General features: G+C 62.2%; 15 protein-coding genes and 1 pseudogene. 11 read left to right on the forward strand and 5 right to left on the reverse strand.

Features of this window, described 5'->3' with window-relative positions; genetic code table 11:
• The first annotated feature begins 278 nt into the window (after positions 1-278).
• Together panC and panB are read left to right on the forward strand one after the other, a co-directional pair.
• Positions 279-1,208, forward strand: a complete 930-nt coding sequence (panC, locus tag AC2444_RS24940; RefSeq protein WP_003562322.1) for a pantoate--beta-alanine ligase — start codon at positions 279-281, stop codon at positions 1,206-1,208.
• Positions 1,205-2,026, forward strand: a complete 822-nt coding sequence (gene panB / locus AC2444_RS24945; protein ID WP_003562321.1) for a 3-methyl-2-oxobutanoate hydroxymethyltransferase — start codon at positions 1,205-1,207, stop codon at positions 2,024-2,026. The genes panC and panB overlap by 4 nt, the downstream gene beginning before the upstream one ends.
• A 21-nt stretch (positions 2,027-2,047) precedes the next feature.
• On the opposite strand, the gene AC2444_RS24950 is transcribed toward panB, so the two are convergent.
• Positions 2,048-2,962 carry a hydrogen peroxide-inducible genes activator gene (locus tag AC2444_RS24950; RefSeq protein WP_003562320.1) on the reverse strand — a complete coding sequence of 305 codons (915 nt, stop codon included), beginning with the start codon at positions 2,960-2,962 and terminating at the stop codon, positions 2,048-2,050.
• 143 nt (positions 2,963-3,105) lie between these two features.
• Here AC2444_RS24950 and katG point away from each other — a divergent pair, with 143 nt between their 5' ends.
• Complete coding sequence (gene katG, locus AC2444_RS24955; protein ID WP_012755205.1) at positions 3,106-5,295, forward strand: catalase/peroxidase HPI; 2,190 nt, start codon at positions 3,106-3,108, stop codon at positions 5,293-5,295.
• A 338-nt stretch (positions 5,296-5,633) separates the two neighbouring features.
• On the opposite strand, the gene AC2444_RS24960 is transcribed toward katG, so the two are convergent.
• Positions 5,634-6,191 carry a DUF3299 domain-containing protein gene (locus AC2444_RS24960; RefSeq protein WP_003562318.1) on the reverse strand — a complete coding sequence of 186 codons (558 nt, stop codon included), beginning with the start codon at positions 6,189-6,191 and terminating at the stop codon, positions 5,634-5,636.
• A gap of 259 nt (positions 6,192-6,450) precedes the next feature.
• Complete coding sequence (locus AC2444_RS24965; protein WP_003562317.1) at positions 6,451-6,909, reverse strand: SgcJ/EcaC family oxidoreductase; 459 nt, start codon at positions 6,907-6,909, stop codon at positions 6,451-6,453.
• Positions 6,910-7,100: 191 nt separating this feature from the next.
• On the opposite strand from AC2444_RS24965, the gene AC2444_RS24970 reads away from it, so the two are divergent.
• From AC2444_RS24970 to AC2444_RS24990, 5 genes and pseudogenes are all read left to right on the forward strand, one after another.
• Positions 7,101-8,228: a sensor histidine kinase gene (locus AC2444_RS24970; RefSeq protein WP_128449319.1), complete on the forward strand. Its 1,128-nt coding sequence runs from the start codon at positions 7,101-7,103 to the stop codon at positions 8,226-8,228.
• Positions 8,225-8,887 carry a response regulator gene (locus AC2444_RS24975; RefSeq protein WP_017996070.1) on the forward strand — a complete coding sequence of 221 codons (663 nt, stop codon included), beginning with the start codon at positions 8,225-8,227 and terminating at the stop codon, positions 8,885-8,887. The genes AC2444_RS24970 and AC2444_RS24975 overlap by 4 nt, the downstream gene beginning before the upstream one ends.
• Entirely contained in the window at positions 8,884-10,827 is a 1,944-nt protein-coding gene (locus AC2444_RS24980) for a sensor histidine kinase (RefSeq protein WP_017996069.1), read from the forward strand. The genes AC2444_RS24975 and AC2444_RS24980 overlap by 4 nt, the downstream gene beginning before the upstream one ends.
• A gap of 70 nt (positions 10,828-10,897) precedes the next feature.
• Entirely contained in the window at positions 10,898-11,365 is a 468-nt protein-coding gene (locus AC2444_RS24985; protein ID WP_017996068.1) for a response regulator, read from the forward strand.
• A 7-nt stretch (positions 11,366-11,372) separates the two neighbouring features.
• A pseudogene (locus AC2444_RS24990) lies at positions 11,373-11,497 on the forward strand (winged helix-turn-helix transcriptional regulator); the annotation flags it as partial.
• Between the two features lie 67 nt (positions 11,498-11,564).
• Here the strand turns inward: AC2444_RS24990 and AC2444_RS24995 are convergent.
• Positions 11,565-12,539 carry a zinc-dependent alcohol dehydrogenase family protein gene (locus AC2444_RS24995; RefSeq protein WP_128449318.1) on the reverse strand — a complete coding sequence of 325 codons (975 nt, stop codon included), beginning with the start codon at positions 12,537-12,539 and terminating at the stop codon, positions 11,565-11,567.
• Between the two features lie 52 nt (positions 12,540-12,591).
• Between AC2444_RS24995 and AC2444_RS25000 the strand changes: the two genes are divergently transcribed.
• The 3 genes from AC2444_RS25000 to AC2444_RS25010 are packed head-to-tail and all read left to right on the forward strand — an operon-like array spanning position 12,592 to position 15,750.
• Positions 12,592-13,008 carry an acyl-CoA thioesterase gene (locus AC2444_RS25000; RefSeq protein WP_003562313.1) on the forward strand — a complete coding sequence of 139 codons (417 nt, stop codon included), beginning with the start codon at positions 12,592-12,594 and terminating at the stop codon, positions 13,006-13,008.
• Between the two features lie 29 nt (positions 13,009-13,037).
• Positions 13,038-14,567 (forward strand): class I adenylate-forming enzyme family protein, encoded by a 1,530-nt coding sequence (locus AC2444_RS25005; protein WP_003562312.1) that lies wholly within the window; start codon positions 13,038-13,040, stop codon positions 14,565-14,567.
• Entirely contained in the window at positions 14,545-15,750 is a 1,206-nt protein-coding gene (locus AC2444_RS25010; protein WP_003562311.1) for a thiolase family protein, read from the forward strand. Before AC2444_RS25005 ends, AC2444_RS25010 begins: the two co-directional genes overlap by 23 nt.
• A 20-nt stretch (positions 15,751-15,770) precedes the next feature.
• Here the strand turns inward: AC2444_RS25010 and AC2444_RS25015 are convergent, their stop codons facing one another.
• Positions 15,771-16,229, reverse strand: a complete 459-nt coding sequence (locus tag AC2444_RS25015) for a carboxymuconolactone decarboxylase family protein (RefSeq protein WP_128449317.1) — start codon at positions 16,227-16,229, stop codon at positions 15,771-15,773.
• Positions 16,230-16,439: the final 210 nt, after the last annotated feature.

Consider the following 16,439-nt stretch of genomic DNA (forward strand, 5'->3'; position numbering starts at 1 on the left):
GCGTCCTCCATGTTACGTCCATAGCGACCGACTGTGATGGTATCTTGACGGACAGGGGCGAGCAACGGAAGTCGCACATCGTCGGTTCCACTGCAAGCAGGTGAGACGCGGAACAGGAGCCTGGTGGCAAAAAGCCGCTCCCCCGGGGCCGATATGGTCCGGTGTAATCGGTTGGCGTTTCATCTAATCGTTTTTATCACGGAATATGCATTGACCTGCCGCATCGATTACACTTCTTATCCGCGCCCAAGATGGAGTGACCGGCCCAGGGAGGATATATGCGGGTTTTCTCGAGCATTGACGAGCTGCGCCACACGCTCGATGCGCTGAAGCGGCAGGGGCGGACCGTCGGCCTTGTTCCGACGATGGGCTATCTCCATGCCGGTCATATGGAGCTGGTCTCGCGGGCTCGCGCCGAGAACGACATCGTCGTCGTCTCGATTTTCGTCAATCCGCTGCAGTTCGGCCCGGCGGAAGATCTCAGCAGATATCCACGCGATCTGGAACGCGACGCCGCCATGCTGAGGCAAGCCGGCGTCAATTTCCTTTTTTCACCTGGCGTCGAGGACATGTATCCCCGCCCGATGCTTGCTGTCGTCGACGTTCCCGATCTCGGGCGCGAACTCGAAGGAGCGCTGCGGCCGGGGCATTTTGCCGGCGTCGCCACAGTCGTCTGCAAGCTTTTCAACATTGTGCAGCCGCAGACCGCCTATTTCGGAGAGAAGGATTACCAGCAGGTCGTCATCATCAAGCGCATGGTGGACGATCTGGCCTTGCCGGTGCGCGTGATATCGGTGCCGACGGTCAGGGATAGCGACGGCCTCGCATGGTCGTCGCGCAACGTCTATCTCAGCGAGGCGGAGCGGCGTGCCGCGGTGATCGTCCCTCAGACCCTTGACGAGGCCGAGCGCCTGGTCGCCGACGGCTTGACCGATCCGGTGGAACTCGAGGCAAAGCTCACGGCGTTTCTTAGCCGCGAGCCTCTGGCAAGGCCCGAGGTCGTCGCCGTCAGGGATGCCTCGACGCTGCAGCCGGTCACGTCGATCGCGGAGCCTGTCGTCGTGGCGCTCTTCGTTCGGCTCGGCTCGACACGGCTTCTCGACAACAGGGTCGTCAGTGACAACCGAATTGTTGGTGACAACCGAGTGATCGGGAACAACAGGGTTGTCGGCGGGCGGAGATTGCCGGGAAAGGGAGTGACCCGATGAGCGCGGCCGGAATTCAGAAGCGCCTTACACCAGTGCGCATCTCAGCAATGAAAGGCGGCAAGCCGATCGTCTGCCTGACCGCCTATACGACGCCCATGGCGCGGCTTCTCGATGAGCATTGCGACCTCCTGCTGGTCGGGGATTCGCTCGGCATGGTGCTCTACGGCATGGAAAGCACCATCGGCGTGACGCTCGACATGATGATCGCGCACGGCAAGGCGGTGATGCGCGGCGTCGGCAGGGCCTGCGTCGTCGTCGACATGCCGTTCGGCAGCTATCAGGAATCGAAGGAGATCGCCTTCCGCAACGCAGTGCGCATCCTGCAGGAAACCGGCTGCGATGCGGTCAAGCTGGAAGGGGGCGAGGAGATGGCCGAGACCATCGCCTTTCTGACCAAGCGGGGGATCCCGGTCATGGGCCATATAGGCCTGATGCCGCAGCAGGTTCAGACTGCAGGCGGTTATCGGTCCGTCGGCCATTCCGAACACGAGACGTCGAAGATCCGCCGTGACGCCCACGCCATCGGCGGCTCGGGTGCCTTTGCCGCTGTCATCGAGGGCACGGTGGAACCGCTCGCCCGCGAGGTGACAACCGCCATGCACATCCCGACCATCGGTATCGGCGCCTCTTCCGCCTGCGACGGCCAGGTTCTCGTCTCCGACGACATTCTGGGGCTCTTCAGCGATTTCACCCCGCGTTTCGTCAAGCGCTACGACGAACTCGGCAAGAGGATTTCGGCCGCCGCCGCCGCTTATGCCGAAGAGGTCCGGTCGCGACAGTTTCCGGCAGCGGAGCATACGTTCAAACGGCGATCCTGAGACGAGGCGATGTGAGCTCCATCACCGCGCGATATACTGTTCGCGCATGCTGTCGGCTGACCGGCGAACCGCCTCGGAAACCTGCACGAGCTGCTTGGCCATAGGCGTCGAATGGCGCCAGATCATCCCGATCGTTCGCGACGGCTGCGGAGATTGGAAGCGCGAAATCGAAACATGCGCCGAGCGCGTTTCGAGGGGAACGGCCATCTCCGGGATCAAGGTGATGCCGATACCGGCGCTGACCATCTGAACCAGGGTGGATAAAGAGCTGCCTTCCATGACCTCCCGGGGGCGGGCCGGCCCTATCTTGCAGAACGACAAGGCCTGATCGCGAAAGCAATGGCCTTCCTCAAGCAGCAGCAACCGCATTTCGCGCAGCGCCTCGCGTTCGGGCACCGGCTTGCCCTCGTCTTCGGGCCGCCGGACCAGCACGAATTCTTCCTGGAAGAGCTCGAGCTCGGTCAGCGAGGGCTCGGATACCGGCAAGGCAACGATTGCCGTGTCCAGCTGGCCTTGCGCCAGCTCGTGAACCAGCTTCGACGTCTGCGTCTCGCGCACCTCGATCTGGATGCCGGCAAAGCTCCTGTTCAGATCGTTGATGATCGCTGGCAGCAGATAGGGCGCAATCGTCGGGATGATGCCGATGCGCAGCCGCGTCAGGAAAGGATCGCGCGCGGCACGCGCCAGATCCGCCAGTTCGTCGACGCCACGCAGGATATCGCGGATCCTGAGTGCGACGCTTTGGCCGAAGGCGGTCAGCTTCACCTCACGCGCGTTGCGCTCAAAAAGCTCACCGCCCAACTCTTGCTCAAGTTCTTTGATCTGCATTGACAATGCCGGCTGGGAGATCGCACAGGCGTCGGCGGCACGTCGGAAGCGGCCATCTCTAGCCAGTGCTTCAAAATAACGTAGCTGTTTCAGGGTAAGGTTCTTCATAAGTTCAACTTATCGCAACGATCAGTAAATCCAACTTAAATTTATTACATGCTTCCGATATGAAGACTGCAAGGGGAGAGTGGGGCGCCAGCTCGGCTCATCTTTTTTACGCGCAGAGAGATCAAGCAATGAAGGAGACGATCATGGACAACCCCACTGACAGCGCAGGCAAATGTCCTGTGCCACACGGCAATACGCCTCGCAGCAGCCGATCCAACCGCGACTGGTGGCCAGACCAGTTGAACGTGCAGATTCTTCACCACAATTCCGGCCGCGCCGACCCGCTCGGCCAAGCCTTCGACTATGCGGAGGAGTTCAAGAAGCTCGATCTCGACGGCCTGAAGAAGGATCTTCACGCGTTGATGACGGATTCGCAGGATTGGTGGCCGGCCGATTTCGGTCACTATGGCGGCCTGTTCATCCGCATGGCCTGGCACAGCGCCGGCACATACCGCATCACCGATGGCCGCGGCGGCGCCGGGGCTGGCCAGCAGCGTTTTGCGCCACTCAACAGCTGGCCGGACAACGTGAACCTCGACAAGGCTCGCCGCCTGCTGTGGCCTATCAAGCAGAAATACGGCAACCGCATCTCCTGGGCTGACCTGTTGATCCTCACCGGCAACGTCGCGCTCGAATCCATGGGTTTCAAGACCTTCGGTTTCGCCGGCGGCCGCGCCGACGTCTGGGAGCCGGAAGAACTTTACTGGGGTCCTGAGGGAACCTGGCTGGGTGACGAACGCTACAGTGGCGAACGCGAACTGGCAGAGCCGCTTGGCGCCGTGCAGATGGGCCTTATCTATGTCAACCCGGAAGGCCCGAACGGCACCCCGGATCCGCTGGCATCCGCCCGCGACATCCGCGAAACCTTCGCCCGTATGGCGATGAACGACGAAGAAACCGTGGCGCTGATCGCCGGCGGGCATACCTTCGGCAAGACCCATGGCGCTGGCGATCCGTCGTTTGTCGGTGTCGACCCGGAAGGCGGCGAGCTCGAAGCTCAGGGTCTGGGCTGGACCAGCAAGTTTAACACCGGCGTCGGTCGCGATGCCATCGGCAGCGGCCTCGAAGTGACCTGGACCCAGACGCCGACCCAGTGGAGCAACTACTTCTTCGAAAACCTGTTCGCTTTCGAATGGGAGCTGACCAAGAGCCCGGGCGGCGCGCATCAGTGGCAGGCCAAGAACGCTGAAGCCTCCATTCCGGATGCCTACGACGCCTCGAAGAGGCACCTGCCGACCATGCTGACCAGCGACCTCGCGCTGCGTTTCGATCCTGTTTACGAGAAGATTTCGCGCCGCTTCCTCGAAAATCCCGACCAGTTCGCCGACGCTTTCGCCCGCGCCTGGTTCAAGCTGACCCACCGCGACATGGGACCGAAGGTGCGCTACCTCGGCCCGGAAGTTCCGGCCGAAGACCTGATCTGGCAGGATGTGATCCCGGCCGTCGACCACCCGCTTGTCGACGACAAGGACATTGCCGACCTGAAGGAAAAGGTTCTCGCCACCGGCCTCACGGTGCAGGAACTCGTCTCGACCGCCTGGGCGTCGGCCTCGACCTTCCGCGGCTCCGACAAGCGTGGCGGCGCCAACGGCGCGCGCATCCGCCTTGCCCCGCAGAAAGACTGGGACGCCAACCAGCCAGCCCAGCTCGCCAAAGTCATCGGCGTTCTCGAAGGCATCCAGAGGGACTTCAACGCAGTTCAGACCGGGGCCAAGAAGATCTCGCTCGCCGACCTGATCGTTCTCGCCGGTGCAGCCGGCGTCGAGAAGGCGGCGGCAGCGGGCGGCAACGCTGTCAGCGTGCCCTTCACGCCGGGCCGCACGGATGCTTCCGAAGCCCAGACCGACGCGCATTCCTTCGCAGCGCTCGAGCCGCGCATCGACGGCTTCCGCAACTATGTGAACGGCAAGCGCCATCAGTTCATGAAGCCGGAAGAAGCGCTCGTCGACCGCGCCCAGTTGCTGACGCTGACCGGACCGGAAATGACCGTCCTCGTCGGCGGCCTGCGTGTGCTGAAGGCCGGCGCGCCCGAGCATGGCGTCTTCACTTCGCGTCCCGAGACGTTGACGAACGACTTCTTCGTCAACCTGCTCGACATGGGCACGCAGTGGGTTCCCCTCGCCGGCAAGGAAGGCGTCTATGAAGGCCGCGACCGCAAGACTGGCGCCGCCAAGTGGACCGGCACCCGCGTCGACCTGATCTTCGGCTCGCACTCGCAGCTTCGCGCCTTTGCCGAAGTCTACGGCCAGGCCGATACCAAGGAGAAGTTCGTGAGGGACTTCGTCGCGGCCTGGACCAAGGTTATGAGCGCCGATCGTTTCGATCTCGTCTGATCTACAGCATTTCGCCCGGGGGCAGTTTCGGCTGCGCCCGGGCATTTTTTCATCGGAGACCGGACCTACCGCCCGACCGTCCAGTTCTCGGCACGCCTGATGCTCGATTGGGCGGCGACTACCCCTCCTCCGTCATCCCTGTGCCCTCAGTGCTTTGCCCGAGTGATGTCACAGGGATCCAGCGCGTCCAAGTCCTTGGGCGCGGGAGACTTCCTTGCTTTGATAAGAGTCATTCACCACGCAGACGCGCGGTGGCTGGATTCCTGTGACGTCCCTCGGGCCAAGCGCGAGGAAGGGAATGAGGAGTGTGCCCCGATCGTGAGGCCGTCTCGGGGCTTTTAACGAGGCAAAATGCCGAAAGGCGAAAGTGACAGCAGATCGGGATCAGTCGTCGCCGTTGCCGTCGCTACCTGGGCATGGTTTATGCTGTAGCCGTAGGTGAGGACGCGGTCGCCGTCGATCATGAAGAATTGCGCCTGATCCAGGCCGGGCCGCAGGTTACCCGTCACGGTGACGGTCTCGTACATTCTTGCCAGGTGCAAAGGCTCTTCCGGAACGACACGAACCAGTTGGTTAGGCGGAGGGGACGGCATGTGACTGCAGGCTCCGGCCCAAGGCACCAGCATGAATTCGTAGACAAGATCGCCATCCTGGTCGACCGGCAGCACGAAGCCCGTCAATTCGATCGGATGCTCCTCTCCATGCCAGGCGAGTGTTTCGCCCTGTGGGCCGCTCACCGCCTTGCCCGACAGCGGAACCGTCGCTTTGGGCTGATCGGCCGGCCGTAAAGCGTTCCAGAAAATAGGCTGAGCTGCAGCGAAGGCGTCAGAAATTGGGCATGCGAAACCAAATGCCAGCGCCGCGAACGTCAGGAGGAAAGGTTCGTGTTTCATCATTGCATCTCCATCGGGCCGGCCGCTTTGACCACCTTGCCGCTGCCGTGTGGATGCTACTCCCGATCCCGCTTAGCCGTCAAAGCTTCCGGCGCGAACTACTCAGGGCTCTGCGGGGAGCAAGGAGAGGATGTGCGGTGGCCGCCCCCCTCGACCGGAGGCAATAGCGCGGGGGAACGACGACCGAGTGGTTGGCAGTCAGGAGGACCCCACGTGGGGTGAACGTGGGATCTCCCTGCCGGATCTGCGGGCTGGTGAAGCCTTACTTCTCCGGCATCATCGAAGAGTGGTGCGAGGTAATCAGCCAGTTCTCGTCCTTGAACTCATAGGTATAGGTGTAGCGGGCGGGAATCTTCGAGCCGTCCTTCAGGCTGAAGGTGTAGGTGCCGGTGTCGACAGCCCAGTTGCAGCCGATCTTGACGTCGCGGCTATCGATATGGCCCTTGGGCTCATTCGCCAGGAAGTGCTCGAAGTAATCGATCCGTTCCGCCTGGGTCAGGCGAGGTTTGTCCGACAAGGTCGCGAGCAGCACGGAGTCGTCACTGTAGTTCTTGGCTACCTCCTGGGGGCTCAGCGTCGCGAGTGAGGTATTCCAGCGGTCGAAGAGCTTGGCGATTTCTGCCTCGCTTGTCGGCGCACAGGTTGCGGTTTCGGTAGCCGCCGCAGCCGACTGGACCTGAACGAAACCGAGAACGAGGGCGGCAGCAATGATGGTACGCATTTTGACTTTCCTATGTAGCGGTTCCGGCGGACATCGCATCGGTCGACCGCATGACCAACATCTAAGGTGCCCAATGCCCCCGCCCCATCTGCCGGGTGGCTCCGATCGGGTCTGCCGAACGGCATAGATGACATTCCTGCCGGAATGACTATCGTGCCCGCGTCATTCATCTCGGAGCAGTACCGTCAGGCATGAACCACGATACAGGCACGACGCATGCGCCGAACGTCACGGAATTGAGGGCCCTTTACCGGGCGGCGGAAGCGCGCGCGGCCCGGCTGCGCTTCATCATCGAGGCGCGAAACCTGCTTGACACCCAAGCCTTCGAAACGGCTGCCCAGGAGGTTCTATCGCGGCTCGCCGACTTCGCGGGAGCAGCCTTTGCCGAGCTCGTTTTTCCATCCTTGCAGGGAGATCTGCCGGTGCAGCTGATGGTCGGCAAGTCGACGAGCCCGGGAAGCGACAGCATCTTATTTACCTCGCAGGACGGCTCCGGTTTCCACCTCACGTTGATCGGTCCGTCCAGAGGCCGCGCCATCGACGCCGACGATCGGCAGACATTGGAGGTGGTGGCAGGTCAACTGGCCGACGCTTACAATCTTGATCGGCAGGCGGCGGAAAATCAGGCGCTTCTCGGCGATCTGGAACGGCAGCGCAGCGAGCTCGCAGCCCTCGTGGCGCAGCTGATCCAGGCGCAGGAGCAGGAGCGGCAGCGAGTGGCGCTCGATCTTCACGACGGCTCGGCGCAGCTGGCAGCAGGCCTCAGCTATCGCCTGCAGGACCTTGCGGCCCGCATCGGCGAGGCGCATGTCCTAAAGCCCGAGATCGACCAGCTGGCCGCACTGGCGCGCCATTCCGTTGCGGATCTCAGGGCGGCGATCGCCGATCTTCGCCCGCCCGAACTCGATGATCTCGGCGTCGCCGCGGCTCTGCGCACGCGTCTCGATGCAATCGACGATCTCGAGGTGATCGCCGATCTCGATGCTGCCGCCGATCGCTGGCCGACATCGACCGGGATCATCTTCTATCGCGTCGCGCAGGAAGCGATCACCAATGTGATCAAACACGCCGAGGCGAGCCGCTTGGTCGTGCGCCTCTTCGAGGACGGTAAGGGCGAAGCGCATCTCGAAGTGATCGACGATGGCAAAGGCATCGGGGAGGTGCGCCATCCCCAGATGCGGGGCGGGCAACTCGGCATCGTCGGCATGCGGGAACGGCTGGCGCTGCTCGGCGGCCGGATCGAGATCGAGGCCGGGTCTTCGGGCGGCACGCATGTCCGCGCCGCCGCCCCTCTTCAGCAGGAGACGACATCAGAATGACGGCATCGATCCTTGTCGCCGACGATCATGACATCGCCCGCGCAGGTCTTATCGCCATGATCGGCGGCGAAGACGATTTTCATATTGCCTGGGACGTGCGCGACGGCGTCGAAGCGGTGGAGGCCTGTATGCTGCACAAGCCGGATCTTGCTCTCCTCGACATCCGCATGCCGCGCATGGACGGCCTCGCCGCAACGAGGGAGATCCGGCGCGTGTCGCCGGGGACACGCGTCATGATCATCACCATGCATGACAGCCTCGACTACTTGGAAGCTGCGATCGAAGCAGGCGCCACGGGCTACCTGCTCAAGGATGCCAGCCGGGAAGACATTCTCCGCACGATCCGGCGCGTCCTTCAGGGTGACGCCTTCTTCGACGGCCCGCTCGTGGCCAGGCTGTTGCGCCGCGCGGCCACCAAGCCGCAAACCAACAGCAGCGCTCTGGAGACGCTGACCATCCGGGAGCGCGAAGTCCTGTCGAAGGTGGCCGAGGGCCTGACGAACAAGGAGATCGGCCGGGCCCTGAAAATCTCGCCTGGTACCGTGAAGATCCATGTCGAGCGGATCATCGGCAAGCTCGGCGCTGGCGACCGGACGCAAGCCGCCGTCATGGCTGTGCGCGGCGGGTTCGTGTCAACATCCAGGGAAGAGCAGCAATGACCGCGACGACGCGCCGGCAGGCGCTACGCTTCGCCGATCTGCCGCTGAGGGCAAAGGGTATCGTCATCATCACTGTGCCGCTGGCGCTGCTGCTTGCGGCTCTCGCTTCCGTCTTCGTGGCCGACCGGCAAAGCCGGATTGCAGAGGATCAGGTGCGGGTGACGCTCGAAATCCAGTCGGGCATTCAAGAGATCCATGCCTCGATCGCCGAAGCGGCCACCGCGATGCGTGGTTATCTGCTGACCGGAAGAGCCGATTTTCTTGATCCCTTCAACCGGGCCGAGGACAGATTGCCTGTCGTGCTCGACGAGGTCGGCCGGCGATTGCGAGATGAAGAGCAGAAGAACCGCCTCGAACGCATCCGCACTCTCGTCGTCGCGAAAGTCGATCGTCTCCAACTCCTGAAACAGGCCGACATCCTGCGCGCCGGCGGACGCGAGGACCTTGCGGCCAAGCTCATCGAGGGCAAGCAGGTCCTCGATGTGCTGAGACAGGAAATCGACGCGATGAGCCGGCGGGAGGCGGATCTGCTTCACGCGAGGACCGAGGCCGCGGACCGGGTTCGCACTCTGTCGCGAAGCCTGATGATCGCAGCCGGCTTTCTTGGTTTTGCCGGCGCGCTCGTCGCCGTCTTCCTGTTTTCGGCAAGCATCGTGCGCCGTGTGCATGCGCTGAAAGCTGAGGCGCATCGGCTGTCGCAAGGCGAGGTCGTGACGGTGGCGGATCCCTTCCGCGATGAACTCGGCAGTCTCGGACAGGCGCTCGAAGATGCGAGCGTCCTTCTGAAAAAACGCGAGGCGGACCTGACCGAGAGCGAGGAGCGCTTTCGGCAACTGGTCGAAGGCGTCAGCGACTACGGCATCTTCGGGCTCGATACGTCAGGACGGGTGATAAGCTGGAACGCAGGCGCCGAGCGGATCACCGGTTATGGCGCCGAGGAAATCGTCGGGCAGCATTTTTCCCGCTTCTATCCCACGGAAACCAGGGACACCTTTCCGGCAGAAGAGCTTGCCGAAGCAGCCCTTCGCGGACGCACCGAAGCGGAAGGCTGGCGCGTTCGCAAGGACGGGTCGCAATTCTGGTCGCACGTCGTCGTGACCGCACTCCATGATGAGACGGGCCGGTTGCGCGGCTTTTCCAAGATCACGCGCGATATTACCGAGCGCAAGCAAATCGAAGAGGCCCTGCTTGGCGCCCGTGAGGATGCGATCCGCGCGAGCAACGCCAAGAGCGAATTTCTGTCGCGCATGAGCCACGAACTGCGCACGCCGCTGAATTCCGTGCTCGGTTTCGCGCAGCTTCTGGAAATGGACGTCACCGATACCGAGTCCAGGGAGAGCGTCGCGCAGATATTGAGGGCCGGCCGACATTTGCTCAGCCTCATCGACGAGGTTCTCGACATGGCGAGGATCGAGGCCGGGCACATGGATCTCGCTGTCGAAGCACAGCCCGTCGCCGAGGTGATCGATGAAGCCTTGTCGCTTGCAAGACCGCTCTGCGGTAAGCAGCAGATCACGATCGAGGTCGTCGAGCCGGTCGAGCCGGATCTTTCGGTGCTCGCCGACCGGCGGCGTCTGCTGCAGGTGTTCCTCAACCTCCTCTCCAATGCGGTGAAATACAATCGCCCCCAGGGAAGGGTAACCGTCAGCCACCGCGCAATGGATGGCGGCCGTATCCGCATCGAGGTCAGCGATACCGGTCCCGGCATTCCGGCCGAACGCGTCTCCCGGCTGTTCACCCCGTTCGATCGGCTGGGAGCGGAACGGATCAGCCGGGATGGAACCGGTCTCGGGCTCGCGCTGTCGAAACATCTGATCGACGCCATGGGCGGAACGCTCGGCTTCAGCAACCGGGAAGGCGGCGCCACTTTCCACGTCGATCTGCCACGCACGCCTGCAGCGGTAGAGGCAAGACCGGTTGCGATGGGAAGCCCGCCGTAAAGGCATCACCTTTGATATGGCCGCGCCGCTTGATATCAGTTCGGCATCGCTTCAACGAAATATTGGGTCCATGACAGATTCCACCGATATCGTGCGCCGATCGACGATCCTGATCGTCGACGACGAGCCCGCCAATGTCTCGCTGCTGGAGCGCATTCTCAAACGCGAAGACTTTACGGCGCTGATCAGCACCACCGAGCCGCGCGAGGCCTTGCGGCTCTTTCGCGAACATCCTGTCGATCTCGTTCTTCTTGATCTGATGATGCCCGATCTGGACGGTTTCGCCCTGCTCGAGACCTTTGCGAGGCTCATCCCGGAAAACAGCTATCTGCCGATCCTGGTGCTCACTGCCGATGCGACCTTGCCGACGCGCAGGCGCGCACTTTCGCTCGGCGCCAGAGATTTTCTGACAAAACCATTCGATGCGATCGAGGCCATCCTGCGCATCTTCAACCTTCTCGAAACCCGTATCCTGACCCTGGAGCTTGCCAAACACGGGCTGGCAACGCCGAAATCGGAGCGTCCCCGAATTGATTGATCGGGATCGCGTGGAATATGAGCTGACGCAATCGGGCAATCCTTTCTCATTCCTATGAAAACCCTGATTGGATGGGCCGAGCAGAACCACCCGGCAATCGCTAGCGCGCGGCAACGACACGAAAACGCTTAGCGCGAACTTCAAGAGAGCCTCATCCTGAGGCGCCCCGCAAGGAGCCTCGAGGCGGGCGCTTGCCCCGTCAGGCCAGCAGAACCTTGCCACCCGCTCGGAAGGGAAGAGCGGATTGCAGGGCTTGCCGGACATTTTCCAGGGGGAATACCTCCCGCACCTCGGTCGCGATGACCTTCGAAACGATCTGCGCCGCGACCTCGGAATAGGCCTGCTGCACGTCGCTCATGGCTTGCGAATGAACCCATTCCCGGAGGTGAAAATAGGAAAAGGAAATATCGGGATGGGACGCCCAGAATGAATTCGGAATGCTTTGGCCCGAAAGCAGGCCGTAATGCACGAAGCATCCGCCCGGCCGCAGCGCATCGGCGAGGACTGCGGCGCGCGCACCTCCGACACAATCGAGCACCGCGTCGAGCCCATGCCGGCCGGCGAGCCCGGCAACCAGATCGCTTTCGCTTTCTTCCCTATCGATGATAACAGCCTCGACCCGGCCGCGCAGGCGCTCAAGTGATCTTTCGCTGCGGACGATGGCGACCGGTTCCACGCCCGCCGCGTTGGCGAGACCGATCAATATCGCTCCGATCGAAGAGGCGGCGGCATTGATGGCGATGCGCATGCCCGGCCTCAGCCCGATCTTGGCATGCAGCATCAACCAGGCCGTCATCGGATTGACGTAGCTCGTCGCAGCCTCGAAGTCGGTGAGCTCGTCAGGAACACGCAGGCACCAGCCGGGATCGTTATCCTTGAATTCCTGCCAGCCGCCGGCGCTACGCACCGGCAGCACGCGTGCCCCGGGGGAAAGCCCATGAACCTCTTCACCGCACTGTTCGACCACGCCGAACGCTTCGAAGCCGGGAATGAAAGGCAATGTCGTGCGTCCGCTATAAGCTCCCGAGATGGTGATGATATCGGAGGGATTGATCGCCCGCGCCAGCAGGCGCACCCTCACCTGGTAGCGCGCCAGCGGCGGCAGCGCAGCCTGCTCGAGCTCGACGACATCCTGAGCCGGGCCGAATTTTCGCACGACCGCCTGATATTGCATTGCATCCCCCACACACTGCGGTTAGATCAGCCCGTCGAATTTCGGTGATCGAATGAGCGTTGACGACAGGCCTTTAGCATCGTTCCGGGTCTCGATGCGAGACATCGACATCTATGGTCATGTCCACAACTCCCGTTATCTCGATTATTGCGAGGATGCGGTCGTCGAGTTTCTGCGGCAACGGCAAATTCTCAGCCATTTTCGTCACACCTCCTCGGGCGTTGCCTATCACGTGAAGAAGGCGGAGATCACCTTTCACAGCCCGATTGATCTCGACGATGTCGTCGAGGCAAAGGTGGACGTGGAGAAGATCGGGCGCACGAGCCTGTCCTTTGCCATAGAACTCTTTCGCCAGCGCGATGGCGCCCATTGCGCATCGGCGCAATTCGTCTGGGTCTGCGTCGGCCTTTCCGACAGCCGCCCGACGCCGATTCCCGATGCGACCAGAGCCGCTCTGTCTCCCGGCTGATTGCCGATCGTTCAAACCCGCGGGTGTCCATGCCAATCCATGCGCAGCTTCTTCGACATGCAACGGAGACACCGGACAAGCCGGCGCTGGTGATCGACGGGCATTCGCTCAGCTATGGCGAGCTCTATATGCGCGCCAAGGCAATTTATCGGTTTCTCCAGGATCTCCCTCGCTCGAACCGCCGCATGCTCGATCTGCCCGGTGTGGAGAAGCTTGCCGCTCTCAGCCTTGGCAACCATATCGGCTTTGCCGAATATTTTGCGGCGGCCACCGCTTTCCCGAATGCCTGCGCGGTCATCGACCCGATGATGCCGGCGGAAAGGATCGAACGCATTATCGAGCGGCTGGCGCCTGACGTTCTGTTTGTCGACGACGATGTCGGGCCGAGTGCTGAAATTGCCCGAAGACTCGGCATTCCTGTGGTGGCTGCCGGAGCGCAGGCTTTCGAGTTCGCCGCGGCGGAAGGTGAAGCCGAGCTGCCGGCCGATACTGACAAGATCTTTCTGATCGGCTTCACGTCAGGGACCACCGCTGAGCCGAAGGCCTATTATCGCTCACGCGAGCAGTGGCGCCGGAGCCTCGATCGGGGACGCGTCGTTTTCGAGCTCGAAGATGCGCCGTCGACAATGTGCCCGGGAGCCTTGGCTCATGGCCTGGCGCTTTATGCGCTGGTCGAAGCTCTTGATGCCGGGGCAACCTTCCATTCAGTCCGGAAATGGGACCCTGTCGCGGTCGCACGCACCCTCTCCTTCTGGCACGTCGAACGGCTGGTCGCCGTGCCGACACATATAGCCGGCATTGCAAGGGCATGGACGGGCAAACCCGCTCTGACCTCCTTGCGCGACGTCCTGACCGCCGGCGCAAAGCTTGACAGGAACGGGGTCGAGTCCATGCGCCGGCTGTTTCCGAAGGCCCGTATCCGGGAATATTACGGGGCATCCGAGATTGGATTCATGACCGTCTCGACCCTTGTCGGGAGCGAGATCGATTTTCCGATCGACCGGGTCGGACAAGCCTATCCCGGCGTGGGAATTTCCATTCGCGACCCCGATGAAAACGACGTTGGGACCGATGTGGCGGGAACCATATTCGTTGACAGCGACCTGATCGCGGATGGATATCTTTGGGGCGACGACGGTCAGGCTTTCCGGGTCACAAAAGCCGGAGCGACGGTCGGAGATCTCGGCGAACTCGATGCCGATGGCATGCTGCGGGTGATCGGCAGGGCCGGCGGCATGATGATATCAGGCGGCAACAACGTTTATCCCGCCGAAGTCGAGAGCGCGCTCAAAGCCTGCCCCGGCGTAGAGGATGCCGTTGTCTTCGGGCTGCCGGACGCCTATTTCGGCCAGCGGATCGTCGCCGTCATCTCGGGAGAGACGATGGACCCGAAGATCCTGGCCGATCATTGCGCGCAGATGCTCGGGAAGTACAAGATCCCCAAGCAATTCTACCATATAAGGTCCTGGCCGATGACGAGCAGCGGCAAGATCTCGAGGGGGCAAGTGGAGACATCAGTGATCTCAGGAGACGATCGTGTCCTACGCCTTTCAGCCTGACGAGGATTGGCAGCCAGTCGTGGTTGCCGCCTACCGATCGCCGATCGGCCGGGCTTTCGGGTCGCTTGCCACTGTCGCGGCGGAAGATCTGCTTGTGCCGATCATTCGTCGGATCCTTTCCGAAACGGGAATTACACCCGACACGATAGACGACGTTCTGGTGGGCAATGCCGCCGGCGGCGGTGGAAACATCGCGCGGCTGGCAGCGCTCACAGCAGGTCTGCCCATGTCGGTTCCGGGTGTTGCGATCGACCGCCAATGCGGCTCGGGCCTGGAAGCGATCATCATCGCGGCCCGCTTGATCCAGGCGAAAGCCGGCGCGTGTTTTCTCGCTGGCGGCGTCGAGAGCGTCAGCACCGCGCCATGGCGCGTCGAAAGACCAAAGGCGAACGGGATGCCGCCGCGATTTTACGGGCGCGCCCGGTTTTCGCCTGAAACGATCGGCGATCCGGAAATGGGAATTGCCGCCGAAAACGTTGCGCGTCAATTCGGCATATCGCGGCAGAGACAGGATGAATTCGCCCTGCGCAGCCATAGGCTCGCCGTGCAGGCGGCCGAGGCAGGCATCTTTCGCCCCGAGATCGTTGACATCTCCACCGGCCACGGTCTGATCGAACGGGACGAATGCCCGCGCACGTCCACATCTCTTGAGGCTCTCGCAAACCTCCGGCCGGTCTTCCTGGCCGATGGTTCGGTGACAGCCGGTAATGCCTGCCCGCTGAACGACGGCGCCTGCCTGGTGCTGGTCATGAGCCGCGGGATGGCAAGGAGCATGGGCATCGAAAAGGGCCTTGCCTTCATCGATAGCGCTGCTGCCGGCGTAGACCCCAATCTGCTCGGCATCGGCCCGGTCGCTTCGACCAGGAAGCTGCTGCAGCGTCAGCCCGGGCTTTCGCTCTCCGACATCGATGCCATCGAATTCAACGAGGCCTTCGCGGCCCAGGTTCTGGCATCGCGGGATCAGCTCGATATTCCGGCCGACACGATCAACAGGAACGGCGGAGCAATTGCCTTGGGCCATCCGTTCGGGGCCTCCGGCGCAATCCTTGTTACCAGGCTGTACAGCCAGCTGATCCGCAACACCGGGGAAGTCGGGGCGCCCGGCGCCACTGCCTTGGCCATGATCGGCATCGGCGGAGGTATCGGGCTGACCGCCATGTTCGAGGCTACTCAGCTTTCCTGACCCGGCGAAGGCGCAGACCGTCAGGCGGCGGCGCGTTTGTGATCGGCCGGATGCTGAAGCCGAAAGCCGATCGCCAGCCTGTTCCAGGCGTTGATCATCGCAACACCGATCGAAAGGGCCACGAGCTCGTCATCCGAGAAGTTGGCGTGCGCCTCTTCATAAACATCATCCGGCGCATGGCTTTTCGCGATCTGAGTGAGAGCCTCAGCCCAGGCAAGCGCGGCCCGCTCGCGAGTGGTGAAGAGCTGCGACTCCCGCCACGCGTTCAGAAGCTGCAGCCGGTCATCCGTTTCGCCGAGCTTCAGCGCGTCCTGGCGGTGCATGTGCAAGCAGTGAGCGCATCCATTCATCTGGGAAACGCGCACTTTGACGAGTTCGAGCAACTTCGGATCGAAGCTTTTCGCAATCCAGCCTTCAACGGCCACGAGGCCGTCGATGCCGCTGCTTCTATGGGCCATGAAGTTCAAACGCTTGATCATTCTTATCTCCATTGTGAGAGGATTGATGACGCAAGCCTCGGCTTGCGGGCCAGTGAATACGCCTTGCTTTCCGGGTCGGCCATCTGCCCCAAGGGTAGGTCAGGCCGATGCCTGTCGACGTGATGTTCCTCCATTTTGGCCGGATTCCTCGACCGCAGAGCCAGCTTCCCTACTGCGTTCGCATAGGGTGACAGCGACTGAGGAAGAATA

This window comes from Rhizobium sp. WSM1328 (assembly GCF_057653715.1).

Bases quoted from the DNA above. Each gene is read 5' to 3' on its own strand.
- AC2444_RS24975 (WP_017996070.1), top strand. From the start codon at position 8,225: ATGACGGCATCGATCCTTGTCGCCGACGATCATGACATCGCCCGCGCA.
- panB (WP_003562321.1), top strand. From the start codon at position 1,205: ATGAGCGCGGCCGGAATTCAGAAGCGCCTTACACCAGTGCGCATCTCA.
- panC (WP_003562322.1), top strand. From the start codon at position 279: ATGCGGGTTTTCTCGAGCATTGACGAGCTGCGCCACACGCTCGATGCG.
- AC2444_RS24980 (WP_017996069.1), top strand. From the start codon at position 8,884: ATGACCGCGACGACGCGCCGGCAGGCGCTACGCTTCGCCGATCTGCCG.
- AC2444_RS24965 (WP_003562317.1), bottom strand. From the start codon at position 6,909: ATGCGTACCATCATTGCTGCCGCCCTCGTTCTCGGTTTCGTTCAGGTC.
- AC2444_RS25000 (WP_003562313.1), top strand. From the start codon at position 12,592: ATGAGCGTTGACGACAGGCCTTTAGCATCGTTCCGGGTCTCGATGCGA.
- AC2444_RS24985 (WP_017996068.1), top strand. From the start codon at position 10,898: ATGACAGATTCCACCGATATCGTGCGCCGATCGACGATCCTGATCGTC.
- AC2444_RS24950 (WP_003562320.1), bottom strand. From the start codon at position 2,962: ATGAAGAACCTTACCCTGAAACAGCTACGTTATTTTGAAGCACTGGCT.
- AC2444_RS24995 (WP_128449318.1), bottom strand. From the start codon at position 12,539: ATGCAATATCAGGCGGTCGTGCGAAAATTCGGCCCGGCTCAGGATGTC.
- AC2444_RS25005 (WP_003562312.1), top strand. From the start codon at position 13,038: ATGCCAATCCATGCGCAGCTTCTTCGACATGCAACGGAGACACCGGAC.
- katG (WP_012755205.1), top strand. From the start codon at position 3,106: ATGGACAACCCCACTGACAGCGCAGGCAAATGTCCTGTGCCACACGGC.
- AC2444_RS24960 (WP_003562318.1), bottom strand. From the start codon at position 6,191: ATGATGAAACACGAACCTTTCCTCCTGACGTTCGCGGCGCTGGCATTT.
- AC2444_RS25015 (WP_128449317.1), bottom strand. From the start codon at position 16,229: ATGATCAAGCGTTTGAACTTCATGGCCCATAGAAGCAGCGGCATCGAC.
- AC2444_RS24970 (WP_128449319.1), top strand. From the start codon at position 7,101: ATGAACCACGATACAGGCACGACGCATGCGCCGAACGTCACGGAATTG.